General features: G+C 68.5%; 15 protein-coding genes. 9 read left to right on the top strand and 6 right to left on the bottom strand.

Annotated features, from left to right (window positions below):
• Positions 1-11 precede the first annotated feature (11 nt).
• Positions 12-563, top strand: coding sequence for a YbjN domain-containing protein (locus tag AC3A6G_RS13005; RefSeq protein WP_487860502.1), 552 nt, complete (start codon positions 12-14; stop codon positions 561-563).
• 20 nt (positions 564-583) lie between these two features.
• Positions 584-820, top strand: coding sequence for a hypothetical protein (locus AC3A6G_RS13000; protein ID WP_487860503.1), 237 nt, complete (start codon positions 584-586; stop codon positions 818-820).
• Here AC3A6G_RS13000 and AC3A6G_RS12995 read toward each other — a convergent pair.
• The 5 genes from AC3A6G_RS12995 to AC3A6G_RS12975 form a co-directional block, all read right to left on the bottom strand.
• Positions 798-3,275 (bottom strand): sensor domain-containing protein, encoded by a 2,478-nt coding sequence (locus tag AC3A6G_RS12995; protein WP_487873808.1) that lies wholly within the window; start codon positions 3,273-3,275, stop codon positions 798-800. The genes AC3A6G_RS13000 and AC3A6G_RS12995 overlap by 23 nt on opposite strands.
• Positions 3,276-3,398: 123 nt before the next feature.
• Positions 3,399-4,529 carry a 2-aminoethylphosphonate--pyruvate transaminase gene (locus tag AC3A6G_RS12990; protein ID WP_487873807.1) on the bottom strand — a complete coding sequence of 377 codons (1,131 nt, stop codon included), beginning with the start codon at positions 4,527-4,529 and terminating at the stop codon, positions 3,399-3,401.
• A gap of 61 nt (positions 4,530-4,590) precedes the next feature.
• Positions 4,591-6,327: a putative 2-aminoethylphosphonate ABC transporter permease subunit gene (locus tag AC3A6G_RS12985; protein WP_487873806.1), complete on the bottom strand. Its 1,737-nt coding sequence runs from the start codon at positions 6,325-6,327 to the stop codon at positions 4,591-4,593.
• Positions 6,324-7,460 carry a putative 2-aminoethylphosphonate ABC transporter ATP-binding protein gene (locus AC3A6G_RS12980; RefSeq protein WP_487873805.1) on the bottom strand — a complete coding sequence of 379 codons (1,137 nt, stop codon included), beginning with the start codon at positions 7,458-7,460 and terminating at the stop codon, positions 6,324-6,326. The genes AC3A6G_RS12985 and AC3A6G_RS12980 overlap by 4 nt, the downstream gene beginning before the upstream one ends.
• Positions 7,461-7,509: 49 nt before the next feature.
• Positions 7,510-8,547: a putative 2-aminoethylphosphonate ABC transporter substrate-binding protein gene (locus AC3A6G_RS12975; protein ID WP_487873804.1), complete on the bottom strand. Its 1,038-nt coding sequence runs from the start codon at positions 8,545-8,547 to the stop codon at positions 7,510-7,512.
• A gap of 157 nt (positions 8,548-8,704) precedes the next feature.
• Here AC3A6G_RS12975 and AC3A6G_RS12970 point away from each other — a divergent pair, with 157 nt between their 5' ends.
• From AC3A6G_RS12970 to AC3A6G_RS12945, 6 genes are all read left to right on the top strand, one after another.
• A complete protein-coding gene (locus AC3A6G_RS12970; protein WP_487864719.1) occupies positions 8,705-9,433 on the top strand; it encodes a phosphonate utilization associated transcriptional regulator in 729 nt (242 codons plus the stop codon).
• A gap of 1 nt (position 9,434) precedes the next feature.
• A complete protein-coding gene (gene phnA / locus AC3A6G_RS12965) occupies positions 9,435-10,661 on the top strand; it encodes a phosphonoacetate hydrolase (protein ID WP_487860507.1) in 1,227 nt (408 codons plus the stop codon).
• A gap of 19 nt (positions 10,662-10,680) precedes the next feature.
• A complete protein-coding gene (phnY, locus tag AC3A6G_RS12960; protein ID WP_487864717.1) occupies positions 10,681-12,129 on the top strand; it encodes a phosphonoacetaldehyde dehydrogenase in 1,449 nt (482 codons plus the stop codon).
• Positions 12,130-12,142: 13 nt separating this feature from the next.
• Positions 12,143-12,688, top strand: coding sequence for a phosphonate degradation HD-domain oxygenase (locus AC3A6G_RS12955; RefSeq protein ID WP_487873803.1), 546 nt, complete (start codon positions 12,143-12,145; stop codon positions 12,686-12,688).
• A gap of 6 nt (positions 12,689-12,694) precedes the next feature.
• Positions 12,695-14,083 carry an FAD-dependent oxidoreductase gene (locus AC3A6G_RS12950; protein ID WP_487873802.1) on the top strand — a complete coding sequence of 463 codons (1,389 nt, stop codon included), beginning with the start codon at positions 12,695-12,697 and terminating at the stop codon, positions 14,081-14,083.
• Positions 14,084-14,257: 174 nt separating this feature from the next.
• Positions 14,258-14,995, top strand: a complete 738-nt coding sequence (locus tag AC3A6G_RS12945; RefSeq protein ID WP_487873801.1) for a class I SAM-dependent methyltransferase — start codon at positions 14,258-14,260, stop codon at positions 14,993-14,995.
• Here AC3A6G_RS12945 and AC3A6G_RS12940 read toward each other — a convergent pair.
• Complete coding sequence (locus AC3A6G_RS12940; protein WP_487860512.1) at positions 14,898-15,449, bottom strand: PH domain-containing protein; 552 nt, start codon at positions 15,447-15,449, stop codon at positions 14,898-14,900. The two genes, AC3A6G_RS12945 and AC3A6G_RS12940, sit on opposite strands and share 98 nt — an antisense overlap.
• A gap of 199 nt (positions 15,450-15,648) precedes the next feature.
• Between AC3A6G_RS12940 and AC3A6G_RS12935 the strand changes: the two genes are divergently transcribed.
• Positions 15,649-16,455 carry a helix-turn-helix transcriptional regulator gene (locus AC3A6G_RS12935; protein WP_487873800.1) on the top strand — a complete coding sequence of 269 codons (807 nt, stop codon included), beginning with the start codon at positions 15,649-15,651 and terminating at the stop codon, positions 16,453-16,455.
• The last annotated feature ends 90 nt before the right edge of the window (positions 16,456-16,545 follow it).

The raw sequence follows: 16,545 nt of genomic DNA, 5'->3' as shown, positions 1-16,545 counted from the left end.
AAGGCTCCTGAATGACCAACAAATCTTTGACGACGAACACCGAAGCGGCCGACAGCGCCGCCGCTGCAACGAACCTCGACCTGCTGCTGGACGCCGTGACGCCCGAGCAGGTGTCCGACGCCATCAAGGCGGCCGGTGCCGCCGTCACCGCCATCGAGCAGGACGGCGTGGTGCGCCTGCACAGCGCAAGCCACGGCATCGGCTTCCAGGTGCTGTGGGGCAACCCCGTCACCACCACGCAGTACGCGGACTTCACGCTGAGCTGCCCGCTGCGCGTGCAGGGCGGCACGCTGCCCGACTCGGTGCCGGCCGCCTGGCACCGCACCAAGCGCTTCGCGCGGGTGGCGCAGCACGGCGACTTCGTGGTGCTGGAGATGGACGTGGTGGTGGCCGGCGGCGTGAGCCCGACCTACCTCGCGTTCGCGATGCGCCTGTGGATGCAGATGATGGGCGAGTTCTTCCTGCACCTGCGCAACCACACGCCGGCGGCCGAGGCGCGCGGGGATGCCGCGAATGCCGAGGCCGCCACGGCGCCCGAGGGCGTGGCCGCCGCTGCCGTGTGATGGGCATGGCGGGCGTGACGATGCACCAGGGCACCGCGGCCGGTCCGTCGGCGCTCGCGGCCATCGAGGCGACGACGCGCCAGGCCGAGCGCGCGCGCCGTGCCGAGGCGGTGCGCCTGCGGCAGCGTGCCGCGCTGCTGGCGCTCCTCGTGCAGACGATGGCCGAGCTGCAGATCTCGATGGCGGAACTTGGTGCAGCGCGCCGCGCGGCCCAGCCGGCCAGGCAGCAGCGGGTCAAGCCCTCCGCGCGGCAATGACGCCCGGCACCTGCGCGGCCGGCACCGGCCGCGCGAACAGGTAGCCCTGGGCTTCGTCGAAGCCTTCGCGCGTCACCGCCTGCAGCTGCGCCTCGGTCTCGACACCCTCGACCGTGGTGGCGATGGCCAGCGCCTTTCCGATGCCCGCCACTGCGCGCATGATCGCGAGCGACTTGCCATCGGGCAGGTCGGCGATGAAGCTGCGGTCGAGCTTGATCTTGTCGAACGGAAAGCTGCGCAGGTAGCCAAGCGACGAGTACCCGGTGCCGAAGTCGTCCATCGCGATCTTCACGCCGAGCTGGCGGATCTGCTGCAGCGTTCGCAGGTTCATGTCGTCATTGCCCAGCAGCACCGACTCGGTGATCTCGAGCTGGAGGCGCGAAGGGCCCAGGCCCGAACCCTCGAGCGCGTTGCGCACCGTGTCGACGAGGTGGCCGACGCGGAACTGCACTGGCGAGAGGTTCACCGCCACCGCGATGCCGTCGGGCCATGCCGCGCATTCGCGACAGGCCTCGCGAAGCACCCACTCGCCGATCTCGGTGACGAGCCCGGTCTCCTCTGCGATCGGGATGAACTCGGCCGGCGGGATCATGCCGCGCTCGGGGTGGCGCCAGCGCACCAGCGCCTCGAACGCGGTGATGCGGCCCGATGCGAGGTTGACGAGCGCCTGGTAGTGCACCTCGAACTCGCCCTTGACGAGCGCTTCGCGCATCGAGAGCTTGAGCGCCTGGCGTGTCTGCAACTGCGCGTCCATGCTGTGGACGTACCTGAAGAAGCTGCCACCGCCTGCCGCCTTGGCCCGGTGCAGCGCCACCGCCGATGCCCGGATGACTTCGTCGGCCGCGTTGCCGTCGTCGGGCGCCACGGCCACGCCGACGCTGGCACCGATGGCGACCTTCTGCCCGTCGAGTTCGAAGGGCGGCTGCAGGATGCCCACAAGGCGCTGGGCGATCGCCATGGCCTCGTCGGGCTGCTGCAGTCCCGTGCAGGCGATTGCGAATTCGTCGGCACCGAGCCGTGCGAGCGTGTCGTCGTCGGCGCGCACGCACAGCCGCAGGCGCTCGGCCACGGCGCGCAGCAGCAGGTCGCCGGTCGCATGGCCGTAGGCGTCGTTCACAGCCTTGAAGCCGTCGAGATCGAGCGTCAGCACGGCCACCGCGGCCGCGCGACCGGCCGCGTCGGCCATGTGCCGCTGCAGCGCCTCGCGGAAGGCCACGCGGTTCGGCAGCCCCGTGAGCACGTCGTGGCGCGCCATGTGCGACATCTGCTTCTGCGCCTGCAGCCGCTCCTCCTCGGCATGGCGCCGCTCGCTGACGTCGCGCCAGATCGACACCATGCGGCTCGGCGTCCCGGCGCTGTCGAGCACGGGCGCCGCGATGACGTCGAGCCAGCGGTGCGTGCCCTCCGCATCGACGGAGTCGAGCTCGATGCGGGCGGTGCCGCCCGCGCGCACCACGTCGAACATGGCGCGCAGTCTCTGCAGCCGACCGTCGGGAAAGATCTTTTCAAGCACCGCGCGGTCGGCAAGCTCAGCGATGTCCACGCCGATCATGCGCTGTGCCGCCTTGTTCATCAGCAGCGTCCGTCCCGACAGGTCGAGCATGCTGATGCAGTCGGGACTGCTGTCGAAGATGCCCTTGACCGATGCCTCGCTTTCGCGCAGCGCGTCGACTGCGGTGCGCTGCGGGTGCACGTCCTCGAGCAGGCCGTACCACCGCACGATGCGGCCGTGCTCATCGCGCCGTGGAGCCGCCCGGCTGCGGTGCCACCTGTACCCTCCCTTGGCGCTCTGCACGCGGTATTCGGCATCGAAGGGCGTGCCATCGACCAGTGACGCCTGCCATTGGACCTGCACGCGTTCGAGGTCGTCGGAATGCAGCACTGATTCCCACCCGACGCCGAGCCCGCTTTCGACGCTGGTGCCCGTGAGCAGCGGCCAGCCGGGCCCGGCCTCGATGACTGCGCCGGACGCATCGGCGATCCACGGGATCTGCGGATGCAGTTCGACGAAGGACCGGTAGTGGGCCTCGCTGTCGCGCAGCACCCGCTCGGCCGTGCGCAGCGCGGTGACGTCGGAGATCACCGCCACGAGCAGCCGTCCCTCGGCACCGATGAGTTCGACCGGCTGCTTGCAGGTGAACAGGATCCGTGTGGAGCCGTCCGCCAGGGTGATCTCTTCCTCGAAGCTGCGCGCGTTGCCGCTGGCGAGTATCTCGAGGTCGACGGCGCGGATGCGGTCGGCCGTCGCCGCGGGCAGCACGTCGTGATCCGTCTTTCCGAGCGCGCGCTCGAGCGGGATGCCGAGCAGCGCGCAGGCGGGCGCGTTGAGGTGCACGAAGCGCGAGGCCTCGTCCTTGATGATCACGGCGTGCCCGACGCTGTCGAGGATCGCCGCCACCGGTACCGAGGGGTCCAGCAGATGCGCCGGCGAATGCGCCGCCCGGTAGTCACCCATGTCGATGTCCTTCCTCTGAAGAGGATCTCCCAAGGCATGCATGGTAGGTCACTGCCAACCCGCCCTGGCAGGACGGATTCGGGCCGGCGCGTCAGCGGTGACTGTCGTGGCGCCGCTTCGGCCTCAGGCTGCCACGGCGGCCGCGCCCTGGCGGATGCCCATCGTCCTCAGGGTTTCCCCGATGGCCGCCACCGCGCCCGGAATGCCCGCATCGCCGAAGTGCCCCATGCAGCCGACGCGAAAGGTCTCGACCTGGGTCAGCTTGCCGGGGTAGAGGATGTAGCCGCGCTGCTTCACCTGCTGGTAGAAGGCTTTGAAGTCGTAGGCCGGATCGTCGGGTGCGTGGAAGGTCACGATGATCGGCGCCTGGATGGCGGGGGCTAGAAAGCTGCGCAGGCCGAGCGCGGCCAGGCCGTCGACGAGCGCCTTGCAGTTGCGCGCATAGCGCGCACCGCGCGCTGCGAGGCCGCCTTCCTCGAGGTACTGGGAGATGGCTTCGTCGAGCGCCGCGACCACATGCGTGGGCGGCGTGAAGCGCCATTGGGCGGTTTTTTCCATGTACACCCACTGGTCGTACAGGTCCATGGCGAGCGAGTGGCTGTTGCCCTCGCAGCGCTCGAGCGTGGCGCGCCGCACCACCACGAAGCCCATGCCCGGCACGCCTTCGAGACACTTGCCCGAGGCCGCGATCACCGCATCGAAGGGTGTCTTCTGCGCATCGATCTCGAGTGCGCCGAACGAACTCATCGCGTCGACGATGAGGCCGCGGCCGTGCCTGGCGGCCACCAGCGCGATCTCGTGCAGCGGGTTGAGCACGCCGGCGCCGGTCTCGCAATGCACCACCGCCACGTGCGTGATGCCCGGGTCGGCGGCGAGGGCACGGTCCACGTCGGCGGGCTGCACCTGCCGGTCTTCGGTGTAGTCGATGGTCGTGACCTTGCGGCCCAGCACGCGGCAGATCTTGACGAGGCGCTGGCAGTAGGCGCCGTTGCTCGGCACCAGCACATGGCCGTCGCGCGGCACCAGCGTGCCGATGGCGGCCTCGACCGAGAAGGTGCCGCTGCCCTGCATCGGCACGCATTCGTGCGTTCCCTTGCCGTGCACGATGTCGAGCACGCGCTCGCGGATGCGCGCGGTGATCTTGTTGAAGTCGCCGTCCCACGAGCCCCAGTCGCGCAGCATCGCCTGGCGCGTGCGGTCCGAGGTGGTGAGCGGCCCCGGCGTGAGCAGGATGGGGCTGGGGGTCGGTGTCATCGTGTTCTCTCCATGCGGTGGTGGGGCGGGGGTTCGGGGCCTGTGGGGCTTGCTGCGTGCTTCAGCTCCGGGCGAGGTTGCGCCAGGCCTGGGTGCGCGCAAGCAGCAAGCGTGTGAGCAGTGCATAGGCCAGGCACACGAGCGTCGAGGTGATCACGATCAGGCTCGCGAGCGCCGCGGCCGGGCCGATGTCGCCGGCGTCGTCGAGGTGCATGATCGCGACCGACGCCAGGATGGTCTCGGGCGTGTACAGGAAGATCGCCGCCGACAGGCTGGCCATCGACACCACGAAGAAGTAGCGCCCGATGTCGAGGATGGCCGGCAGGCACACGGGCACCGTCACGCGCAGGAAGGTCTTGAAGAACGGCACCTTGAGCGAGGCCGACACCGCCTCGAACTCGTTGTCGATCTGCTTGAGCGCGGTCACGGCCGTGAGGTGGCTCGAGGTGTAGTAGTGCACCACCATCGAGATGACGAGAATCGCCATCGTCTGGTAGAGGAAGTTCAGCGGGTTCGACGGATGGTTGAAGAACATCACGTAGCCGAGCCCGAGCACCAGGCCCGGCACCGCCATCGACAGCACCGCCATCAGGTGCATGCCGCGGCGCATGAGCCCGAGGTTGCGCGTCTTCTCGATCAGGTAGGCGCCCACGAAGACGATCAGCGACCCGGCCACTGCGGTGACGAGCGCAACCTGCAGGCTGTTGCCGTAGGCCGCGGCCATGTCGCTTTCGACCAGCACGAAGTGGTAGTGCCTGAGCGTGAACGACAGGTCGTAGGGCCACAGCGAGATCAGCGAGGTGTAGATCGCCATGCCGATGGTCGCCAGCAGCAGGGCGCAGACGCCGGTGCAGAACAGCGCGAGCAGCGCATCGGCCACCTTGCGGCGCTTGGGCGTGTAGGGCACCGAGCGCGCGGTGAGCTGCGCCTTGAGCTTGCGCCGCACCACGTAGTCGATCACGAACGAGGCGATCGACGGCAGCAGCAGCAACATGCCGACCACCGCGCCGATCGAGAAGTTGTGCTGCCCGACGACCTGCTTGAACACGTCGACCGACAGCACGTTGAAGTTGCCGCCGATCACCTTGGGCGCGCCGAAGTCGCTCACCACGTAGGTGAAGACCACCGTGGCCGCGCTGATCAGGCCGTACTTGCACGAGGGCAGGGTGATCGTCATGAACTGGCGCCACGGCGGCGTGCGCAATGCGGCGGCGGCCTCGTACAGGCGCCCGTCGGCGAGCGACAGCGCGGTGACCAGGATCATCAGCGCGTGCGGGAAGGTGTTGTAGACCTCGGCCAGGATGATGCCCGGCGCGCCGTAGATCGAGGCGCCGCCGAGCAGGAACTTGAGCGCCCCCTGGTTGCCGAACCACTGCACGAACGAGATCGCCGACAGCAGCGAGGGGGCGAGCAGCGGGATCAGCGCGATGAGCCGGAAGACGGCCTTGAGCGGCGCCGGCATGCGGCTGCGCGTGAGCGCGTAGGCGAACACGAAGGCCGTGGGCACCGAGATCGTCACCACCGCGGCCGACACCCACACCGAGTTCCAGGCCGCGCGCAGCAGGCTCGGCGTCTGGAAGTAGGTGACGAAGTGCGCGAGGCCGACGAAGCGCCCGTCCTTGTCCTGCACCGCATGCGCCAGGATCGTGATGAGCGGCGCCACGAGGAAGACGAACAGCATCGCCATCACCACGAGCAGGATCGCACGCGCGATCGTCTCGTCGCGGCTCCAGCGCATGGCGGGCCGCGCGGCAAAAAAAGGCGCTTTTGTTGCGCCGGGGTGGGCCAGCGTGTTCATGGCGTGGCGGCGTGCGCGGCGAACGCGCGGATGCGGTTGGCGCGCAGCGCGATGTCGATGGTGTTGCCCTCGCGGATGCCGAGGTCGTGCAGCTGGTTAAGCGAGAAGTGCAGCCCCAGCACCTGCCCGTCGAGCGCATCGGCGGTCACCTCGGCGATGCAGAGGCCGCCGAGGAACTCGACCTTGGTGACCCGCGCGCACAGGCGGTTGGGCGTGTCGTCGTTCAGGTGCTCGACCGCGCGGTCCTCGGGCCGCAGATACAGGTTGACCGCGTCGCCGGGCTCGAAGGTGCCGTCGCAGGCGTCGCACTGCAGCTGCATGTCGCCGACCTGGAAGCGGTGGTTGCCCAGCGCCACCGAGCGCAGCACGTTGACCTTGCCGACGAAGTCGGCCACGAAGGGCGTGGCCGGCTGCTCGTAGACCTCCATCGGCGTGCCGACCTGCTCGATCACGCCGTGGTTCATGACGACGATGCGGTCGGCCATCGAGAGCGCTTCCTCCTGGTCGTGCGTGACCATGATGGTGGTCACGCCAACCTGCTTCTGCAGCCGGCGGATCTCGCCGCGCAGGCGGATGCGCTCGAGCGCATCGAGCGCGGAGAGCGGCTCGTCGAGCAGCAGCAGGCCGGGGCGGGTGGCGAGCGCACGCGCCAGCGCCACGCGCTGCTGCTGGCCGCCCGAGAGCTGGCTCGGGTACTTGCCGCCCGAGGTGGCCAGGCCGACCAGCGTGAGCAGTTCCTCGACGCGCGCCTTGATCTCTGCGCGCCGGGCGCGGCTGTTGACGAGGCCGTAGCCGATGTTCTCGGCGATTGTCAGGTTCGGAAAGAGCGCATACGACTGGAACACGATGCCGTAGTCACGCTTGTCGGGCGAGAGCCACGATACGTCCTTGCCGTTCTGCAGGATCTGGCCGCTGGTCTGCGTCTCGAGCCCCGCGATGATGCGCAGCAGGGTGGTCTTGCCGCAGCCCGAGGGGCCGAGGAAGCACAGCATCTCGCCCGGGTTCACGCGCAGGTGCACGTCGCGCAGCGCGCTGAAGGTCTCGAAGTCCTTGCGGACGCCGACGACCTCGAGCGCAGCGGGTGCGGTGGTGGGCAACGTGGGGGCAATGAATCGGGTGTCGGTCATGTCCATCTTTTTGCACTCGCTCGTTCGGTTTCGCTGGCGGACGATGTCCGGGTGGCTACTTGGGTTCGGCCTTGCCGTCGTAGCGCTTGCTCCATTCCGCAAGAATCCGCTCGCGATTCTTCGCGGCCCAGTTCAGGTCGTTCTTCGCGAGCAGCTTCTCGTAGTTGTCGGGAATGCCTTCGAGCTTGGAGACGATGCCGGGGTAGGCGACCACGGCCCACCAGCGCGCGCTGATCTGGTTGGCCTCCTTGCTGGCCATCCAGTCGGCAAAGCGCTTGCCCTGCGCGAGCTTGGTGCTGGTCTTCATCAGGCTGGTGGCCTCGATGTCCCAGCCGAGGCCTTCCTTCGGAAAGATCAGGTCGACCGGCGCGCCCGACTTCTTGACCTGGTGCGCGCGGAACTCGAACGAGATGCCGATCGGGAACTCGCCCGCGCCCGCCTGCTTGCAGGGCTTGGAGCCCGAATGCACGTACTGCGCGATGTTCTGGTGCAGCGCGTCCATGTACTTCCAGCCCTCGGCCTCGCCCCACATCTGCAGCCACGACGACACGTCAAGGTAGCCGGTGCCGCTGGAGGCCGGATGCGGCATCGAGATCGCGCCCTTGTAGACCGGCTTGGCCAGGTCCGCCCAGCTCTCGGGCCGCGGCAGCCCGAGCTTCTGCGCCTCGACGCGGTTGAAGCAGATGGTCGCGGCCCAGACGTCCATGCCGACCCAGGCCGGCGGCCGCGCGGTGTCGGAGTAGGCCGGGTTCAGTTCCTTGAAGCCTTTTGGTTCGTACGGCAGCAGCATGCCTTCCTGCTGCAGCAGCGCGAGGCTGCTGGCGGCCAGGCCGGCCACCACGTCGGCCTGCGGGTTGGCCTTCTCGGCCAGCAGCTTGGCGGTGACGATGCCGGTGGAATCGCGCACCCACTTCACCTCGATGTCGGGGTTGGCCTTCTCGAACGCGTCCTTGTAGAGCCTCATGGCATCGGTCTCGAGCGCCGTGTAGACCAGCAAGGGCGTCCGCTGCGCCCACGTTGCGCCGCCAGCAAGGGCGATCGCCGCAATGCACAGGGTGGCTGCGAGGCGTCGCAGGTGTCTTTTCATCGTCATCGGTTTCTCCTGAAATGGCTGGCTTTCACCGGTCGGGTGGGTTGGCGGGCTCCCCCAAGGCGCGGATCGGGTGGATGGGCGGAATTTAGATTGCAGATTGAAGACTGTCAATAAAAAATTGTTGACAGTTTTCAGTTTGACAGCAAAATACGCTTCCATGGTCACCAGCAATCACTCCGCCGCCCTCGCATTCCTCCAGTCCAGCTCGCTGCCAATGCTGATGCAGGAAGAGATCGAGCGTTTGATCATGACGGGCGAGCTCCCGGTCGGCAGCCGCATCAACGAGAGCGAGCTGTCGCAGCGCTTCAACACCAGCCGCGGCCCGATCCGGGAGGCCCTGCGGGCGCTGGAAGAAGCGGGGCTGGTGCGCAACGAGAAGAACCGCGGCGTGTTCGTGCGCGAGATCGCGTTCGAGGAAGCCGACGAGATCTACGAACTGCGCGAAGCGCTCGAAGAGATCATCGGGCGGCGCGTGGCGCTCGCGATCTCGCCCGACGCGGTGGCGCGGCTGCGCGCCATGGTCGAGGCCATGCGCTCGGCCGCGCAGGCGCAGGACGTGGCGCAGTACGCGCAGCTCAACCTGCAGTTCCACGAGATCCTGCTCGACACCGCCGGCAGCCAGAAGCTCACCGAGACCTACAAGCGCCTGGTGAAGGAGCTGCATCTCTTCAGGATGCGCGCGCTCGACAGCGGCGGCGGCTTGCGCGTGTCGGCCGACGAGCACAACCGCATCGTCGACGCCATTGCGAGCGGCAACCCCGACACCGCGGGGCGCGCGCTGCGCGAGCACGTGGCGGGCAGCCGCGCCCGCATGCACAAGGCCTTCGGCCGCACCGCGCCCGGCATGGCCGACGCAACGAACAACCCACCCCAAAAGGAAGTCTGAAATGACACCGGAGACACTCGAAGTCAATGCCAGGAGCTACCGCTGGATGGCGCGCCCGATCGTGGTCGTCTGCGTCGACGGCTGCGAGCCTGCCTACCTCGACGCCGCCATCGAGGCCGGCGTCGCGCCGGCCATCGCACGCATGCGCAAGGAGGGCGCCGACCTGCTGGCCGACTGCGTGGTGCCCTCGTTCACCAACCCGAACAACCTCTCGATCGTGACCGGCGCGCCGCCCGCGGTGCACGGTATCTGCGGCAACTACTTCTTCGATCGCGAGCTCGGCCAGGAAGTGATGATGAACGACCCCAAGTACCTGCGCGCCGGCACCGTGCTCGCGGCCTTTGCCGATGCGGGTGCCAAGGTGGCGGTGGTCACCGCCAAGGACAAGCTGCGCAAGCTGCTGGGCCACAAGATGAAGGGCATCTGCTTCTCGTCGGAGAAGTCGGACCAGGTGACCATGGAAGAGAACGGCATCGACGACGTGCTCGGCATGGTCGGCATGCCGGTGCCCTCGGTCTACAGCGCCGAGCTGTCGGAGTTCGTGTTCGCGGCCGGCGTGAAGCTCATGGAATCGGGCCGCCCCGACCTGATGTACCTCTCGACCACCGACTACGTGCAGCACAAGGCCGCGCCGGGCAGCCCCGCAGCCAACGCCTTCTACAAGATGATGGACGGCTACCTCGCGCAGCTCGATGCGCTGGGCGCGACCATCGTGGTCACGGCCGACCACGGCATGAACGACAAGCACGGCAGCGACGGCACGCCCAACGTCATCTACCTGCAGGACGTGCTCGACGGCTGGTACGGCGCGGGCACGGCGCGCGTCATCCTGCCGATCACCGACCCCTACGTGGTGCACCACGGCGCGCTCGGCTCGTTTGCCACCGTCTATGCGCCCGACGCCGCGAGCGTGCCGGGCTGGATCGAGCGCATCCGCCAGATCCCGGGCATGGAGTCGGTGCTCTCGCGCGCCGAGGCTGCCAAGCGCTTCGAGCTGCCGCCCGACCGCATCGGCGACATCGTGGTCGTGAGCGAGCGCAGCACCGTGATCGGCACCGCCGCGAGCCGCCATGACCTGTCGGCGCTCGAGGTGCCGCTGCGTTCCCACGGCGGCGTGTCGGAGCAGCGCGTGCCGCTGATCTGCAACCGCCCGGTCACGGGCGTCGACGCCGGCCGCCGCCTGCGCAACTTCGATGCGCTCGATCTCGCGCTGAACCACGCCCAATAATTCTCCGGAGCACCACCCCATGAGCCAAGCCGCCCTCCAGCCAGGCAAGATTCACCGCGAGGCACTGCGCATCGCCGGAGAAAAGGTCCACCGCGACCGCACCATCGACGTCACCTATCCCTACACCGGGGAGGTGATCGCCACCGTGCCCAAGGCCACGCTCGACGACGTGCGCAACGCGCTGCGCATCGCGCGCGACTACAAGCCCACGCTCACGCGCTACGACCGCTACAAGATCCTGATGCGCGCCGGCGAGATCATCGCTTCGCGCCTCGACGAAATCTCGCGCACCATCACGCTCGAGTCGGGCCTGTGCCGAAAGGACTCGCTCTACGAAGTGGGCCGCGCCTCCGACGTGCTGCTGTTCGCGGCCAACCAGGCGCTGGTGGACGACGGCCAGGTGTTCTCGTGCGACCTCACGCACCACGGCAAGAGCCGCAAGGTCTACACGCTGCGCGAGCCGCTGCTGGGCGCCATCACCGCGATCACGCCGTTCAACCATCCGCTGAACCAGGTGATCCACAAGGTGGCGCCGGCCATCGCGACCAACAACCGCATCGTGCTCAAGCCGAGCGAGAAGACGCCGCTCGCGGCCTTCCTGCTGGCCGACATCCTGTACGAGGCGGGGCTGCCGCCGCAGATGCTGTCGGTGATCACGGGCGACCCGAAGGAGATCGCCGACGAGCTGCTGACCAACGCCGACGTCGACCTCGTCACCTTCACGGGCGGCGTGCCGATCGGCAAGTACATCGCGGGCAAGGCGGCCTACAAGCGCCAGATCCTCGAGCTCGGCGGCAACGACCCGATCATCGTGATGGAAGACGCCGACGTGGAGGAGGCCGCCACGCTCGCGGCCAGCGGCTCGTACAAGAACTCGGGCCAGCGCTGCACGGCAGTGAAGCGCATGCTGGTGCACGAATCCGTGGCCGACCACTTCGTCGAGCTGCTGGTGGCCAAGACGCGCGCGCTGAAATACGGCGACCCGATGGACCCCGCCATGGACATGGGCACGGTGATCGACGAAGCCGCCGCGAAGCAGTTCGAGGCGGTGGTCAACGAAGCCATCGCCGGCGGCGCGAAGCTGCTGTACGGCAACGAGCGCCGCGGCGCGCTCTACTCGCCGACGGTGCTCGACCATGTCGACCCGGAGATGACGGTGGCCAAGCACGAGACCTTCGGGCCGGTGTCGCCGGTGATCCGCTTCAAGAACATCGAGGAGGCGATCCGCATCTCGAACGGCACGGCCTACGGCCTGTCGTCGTCGATCTGCACCAACCGCCTCGACTACATCACGCAGTTCATCCGCGAGCTCCAGGTGGGCAGCGTGAACGTGCGCGAGGTGCCGGGCTACCGGCTCGAGCTCACGCCCTTCGGCGGCATCAAGGACTCGGGCCTGGGCTACAAGGAAGGCGTGCTCGAGGCGATGAAGAGCTTCACCAACACCAAGACCTATTCGCTGCCGTGGTGAGAGGGCCAAGACCGTGAGCCTGAACCTTCCCGACATCGTCGGCCTGTTCGAAACCAAGGGGCACGCGCAGTACGACGGCGAGTCCGTCACGCAGCTCGAACATGCGCTGCAGTCGGCGCACCTGGCCGAGCAGGCGGGTGCGGACAGCGCGCTCATCGCGGCCGCGCTGCTGCACGACCTGGGCCATCTGCTGCACGACTTCGGCGGCACGCCGACGCAGCAGGGCCTGGACGACCTGCACCAGTACCGCTGCCTGCCGTTTCTGCGCGGACTGTTCGGCGAAGCGACGCTCGCGCCGATCCGGCTGCATGTGGATGCCAAGCGCTTTCTCTGTGCGCGCGAGTCGGGCTACCTCGAGGCGCTGTCTCCCGACTCGAAGCGCAGCCTGCAACTGCAGGGCGGCGTGTTCGACGAGGCCGCGGCCCGCGCCTTCGAGGCGCTCCCCCATGCGATGGACGCGGTCCGGCTGCGGCGCTGGGACGACGTGGCCAAGCTGCCCGACGCGCGCACGCCCGACCTCGCACACTTCCTGCGGCACCTCGAACTCGCCGCGGCGTAAGCACGCATGCGCCCCTTCTGGATCGAGCAGGCCCTCTTCAACGACGGCGACCTGGCCCCCGCGCTGCAGGGCGAACAGCAGGCCGATGTCTGCATCGTCGGCGGCGGCTTCACCGGCCTCTGGACCGCGATCCAGGCCAAGCTGCAGGCGCCCGCGCTCGACATCGTCATTCTCGAGCAGGACCTGTGCGGCGCCGGTGCGAGCGGCCGCAACGGCGGCTGCCTGCTCACCTGGTCGGCCAAGTTCCTGACACTGCGCCGCCTGTTCGGCGAGGACGAGGCGGTGCGGCTCGTGAAGGCCTCCGAGGCCGCGGTCGGGCACATCGCCGACTTCTGCACCGCCCACGGCATCGATGCCGAGTTGCGGCGCGACGGCACGCTCTACACCGCCACCTCGCAGGCGCAGGTCGGCACGCTCGATCCGATGATGCAGGCGCTCGCGTCGCGCGGCATCCACTCGTACCACGCGCTGCCGCCCGACGAGGTGGCGCGGCGCTCGGGGTCGGCGCGCAACCTCGCGGGCCTGTACTCGCCGATCGCCGCCACCGTGCACCCCGGCAAGCTGGTGCGGGGCTTGCGCCGGGTGGCGATGGCGATGGGCATCCGCATCCACGAACGCACACCGATGCTCGACTTCGAACGCGGCCACCCGGTGGTGGTGCGCACGCCGGCCGGCAGCGTGCAGGCGAAGAAGCTGGTGCTCGCGATGAACGCCTGGATGGCGAGCCGCTTCGCGCAGTTCGAGCGCACGATCGCGATCGTCTCGAGCGACATGGTCATCACCGAGAGGTGCCCCGAGCTGCTGCAGCGCATCGGCCTGACGGACGGCGTCTCGGTGCTCGACTCGCGCACTTTCGTCTACTACTACCGCAGCACGGCCGACGGCCGCCTCATGCTGGGCAAGGGCGGCAACACCTTCGCCTGGGGCGGCCGCATGGCCCGGGTGTTCGACGAGCGCTCGCCCTACGAGGCGCAGCTCACGCAGGCGCTGCATGCGTTCTTTCCGGCCCTGCGCGACACGCCGATCACCGCGAGCTGGAACGGGGCGTCCGACCGCTCGGCCACGGGCTTTCCGTTCTTCGGCCGGCTCGACGGCGCGCCGCACATCTACTACGGCTTCGGCTATTCGGGCAACGGCGTCGGGCCGACCTACATGGGCGGGCAGGTCCTCTCGTCGCTGCTGCTCGACCAGGACAACGCCTGGACGCGCAGCCCGATCACGCACGGGCCGCTCGGCCAGTTTCCGCCCGAGCCGCTGCGCTACGCGGGATCCATCGTGGTGCGCAACGCGATCCGCCGCAAGGAGCGCGCCGAGGACGAGAACCGCCAACCCTGGCTGGTGGACCGCATGCTGAGCAAGCTGGCGAACGCGGCGGGCAAGGCCGACAAGGGCTGAGAAGCGCCGCGGCGGCAGGGCGTCCGCGCGGCAAGACTTTCGGCAGTTCTTGCGGAGCTTCAGCGTGCGCCACCCGGTGCGTGCGCACGCGCGGACGGGCATCCCGCTTGCCGCGCAGCCAGGAATGTGCAAACTGGCGGCTTGCGCCCCACCTGGAACTGGAACGGAATGAAGATGACGGACAGCAGAGCCCGATCGGTCGACCCTCATCACGCGGCGCACGGCGACCGCCCGCTGCCCGAATCGCCAGCCCTGGAGGCGGGCGTTGCCCGCACCTACGACCGGCTGGCGCCGCTGTACGACACCGTGTTCGGCCAGGTGCTCGAGCCCGGGCGCAGGCGCATGGCCGAGTGCGTTCGCACGTTGCAGCCGGCCTCGCTGCTCGAGGTCGGCGTGGGCACCGGCCTGGCGCTGGCCGGCTACCCGCCCGAATGCCGCATCGTCGGCATCGACCTGTCGCACGACATGCTCGAGCGCGCCCGCGAGCGCGCGGCCCGGCTGCCACAGCACCACATCGCCATCGAGCACATGAATGCCGAGCGCATGCGCTTTCCCGATGCCAGCTTCGACTGCGTGACCCTGCCTTACGTGCTGTCGGTCACGCCCCGGCCCGCCGAGCTCGTGCGCGAGGCGCGGCGGGTGTGCAAGCCCGACGGAACGCTCGTGGTGCTGAATCACTTCAGCGGCAGCAAGGCGTGGTGGCTGCTGGAACGCGCCGTGCGCTCGGCGGCCGAGCATGTGGGGTTCCGCTCCGATTTCCGCTACGACGAGCAGATCCTTGCCCACGACTGGCAGGAGCTCAGCGTGGAGTCGGTCAATCTGTTCGGGCTGTCGAAGCTGGTGGTGTTGCGCAATGCTGCGCGCTCGCAAGGCGTTGCTGAAGAAGCGCCATGGTTGCCGTCGCATCCCTGACGCCCACTGCGAGCTTTGGCTGCTGCCCGACAGAGATCAGAAGGTAGCCGCCCGCTCCACGGTCTACGAAAACCCGACCTCCGGACCTGGCGCTGAACCAGCCCGATTGAAATCCGGGCAGCCCGAGCCCGTTGACTCTCATGCCGATCACATCCTCTGTGCTCCCGGGCCTGATCTCCTCCACGCCGGTGATCTCGGCGAGCTTGACCGTGCGCGCGTAGAAGGTTGTCTTGAGCGCGATCTCGTCCTTGCCGAGCGTCAAGGACCGGCGCAGCAGCGCGCCACCGAGCACAGCACCCGTGATGACTGCGATGGTCACTATCGCCCAGAGCACGACCGTGTTCGCCGCGGGGGCGTTCTGGCGCAGGAGTGCCCAGCTTGCAACGACCGGACCGATGGCGACGGCTGCAACCAGGAAGAGGATCGATTTGGGTTGCAGTGGCTGGAGTGTCATGTGGCCGCAAGACTTTACTCGCCTCAAACTGAGCCGGCTCGGCGCAGCACAGCGTTGACCAGGATGTCGAGGAAGATGTCACGGAAAAGCGGGAGGCACTGGTTGCCGCATCGAGTTGTTGGGTATTTACCCGCGGCGGCGCGTCGCTGCGGGCATTCACTCTGTTGATTCGCGGGTGGCTTGCCTATATTCCGGCGTCATGGCTTCCACCTGGCTGCTCGACGTTCCACCGGCAGGGCACATGCTCGATGCCGCGGCGGTGGCGCGCCTGCTCGACGCGGGCGATGGGCGTGCGCCGGCGCGCGAGATGCTCGACTTCGTGAACCAGGTCCTGCCGGTGGAGTACATCTCGCTCATCGAGTACGTGGATGGCGTGCCTTCGCAGGTCGAAGGCCATTCGACGGGGCGCCACGCAAACATCACGGCGGAGTGCTTCTCGCTCTACAAGCGCTGCTTCCGCCAGGCCGACGAGCTCACGCGCCTGGCCGCGCGCATGGTCGGCGAAGCCTCCTCACATGCGCCCGTGACCGCGCTGCTCTACGACGTGGAGGACATTCCCGACCCAGGTTGGCGCGACCAGATCTTCGTGGGGCGTCAGCTCACCGGCCGGCTGAGCTTTCTCTATGCACCGCTGCCGCGCACGCTGTTCGCGATCAACCTCTACCGCGACGCGCATGACGGCCGGTTCGAAGCTGCCGACGTCGAGCAGCTCCTGGGGCTGGCGCCGATCCTCAAGAGAGCGCATCGCAACGCGCTCTTCGCCCACCTCGCGTCGCCCGATGCCGCGCTGCGCGGGCGAGAGATCGAGCGCACGCTGCAGCGTACGGCGCCGCTGCTTTCGCCGCGCGAGCGCGCGGTGTGTGCGCGGATCGCCTGCGGCATCGGCACCGACGGCATCGCTGCCGACCTGTGCATCGCGGCGTCGACCGTCGCGACGCTGCGCAAGCGCGCCTACGCCAAGCTGGCGATCCACGGGCGGCAGCAGCTCATGCGCTTCATCCACTGAGCGGCAGGCCCGCGCGGCCGACGCGGCCCGGGTGCGCTTGTACCCTTCTGCGGGGACAGACGGCACGGCCTGCGTTTCCTACATTGCCTG

The organism is Variovorax sp. Soil_C_26 (assembly GCF_057657075.1).
The sequence above is the reverse complement of the archived record's forward strand: the minus strand, read 5'-3'. Positions and strand labels throughout refer to the sequence as shown.

Coding starts and splice junctions, on each gene's coding strand:
- AC3A6G_RS12945 (WP_487873801.1), top strand. CDS start 14,258: ATGACGGACAGCAGAGCCCGATCGGTCGACCCTCATCACGCGGCGCAC.
- AC3A6G_RS12975 (WP_487873804.1), bottom strand. CDS start 8,547: ATGACGATGAAAAGACACCTGCGACGCCTCGCAGCCACCCTGTGCATT.
- AC3A6G_RS12940 (WP_487860512.1), bottom strand. CDS start 15,449: ATGACACTCCAGCCACTGCAACCCAAATCGATCCTCTTCCTGGTTGCA.
- AC3A6G_RS13000 (WP_487860503.1), top strand. CDS start 584: ATGCACCAGGGCACCGCGGCCGGTCCGTCGGCGCTCGCGGCCATCGAG.
- AC3A6G_RS13005 (WP_487860502.1), top strand. CDS start 12: ATGACCAACAAATCTTTGACGACGAACACCGAAGCGGCCGACAGCGCC.
- AC3A6G_RS12935 (WP_487873800.1), top strand. CDS start 15,649: ATGGCTTCCACCTGGCTGCTCGACGTTCCACCGGCAGGGCACATGCTC.
- AC3A6G_RS12970 (WP_487864719.1), top strand. CDS start 8,705: ATGGTCACCAGCAATCACTCCGCCGCCCTCGCATTCCTCCAGTCCAGC.
- AC3A6G_RS12980 (WP_487873805.1), bottom strand. CDS start 7,460: ATGGACATGACCGACACCCGATTCATTGCCCCCACGTTGCCCACCACC.
- AC3A6G_RS12990 (WP_487873807.1), bottom strand. CDS start 4,529: ATGACACCGACCCCCAGCCCCATCCTGCTCACGCCGGGGCCGCTCACC.
- AC3A6G_RS12985 (WP_487873806.1), bottom strand. CDS start 6,327: ATGAACACGCTGGCCCACCCCGGCGCAACAAAAGCGCCTTTTTTTGCC.
- phnA (WP_487860507.1), top strand. CDS start 9,435: ATGACACCGGAGACACTCGAAGTCAATGCCAGGAGCTACCGCTGGATG.
- AC3A6G_RS12950 (WP_487873802.1), top strand. CDS start 12,695: ATGCGCCCCTTCTGGATCGAGCAGGCCCTCTTCAACGACGGCGACCTG.
- AC3A6G_RS12995 (WP_487873808.1), bottom strand. CDS start 3,275: ATGGGTGACTACCGGGCGGCGCATTCGCCGGCGCATCTGCTGGACCCC.
- phnY (WP_487864717.1), top strand. CDS start 10,681: ATGAGCCAAGCCGCCCTCCAGCCAGGCAAGATTCACCGCGAGGCACTG.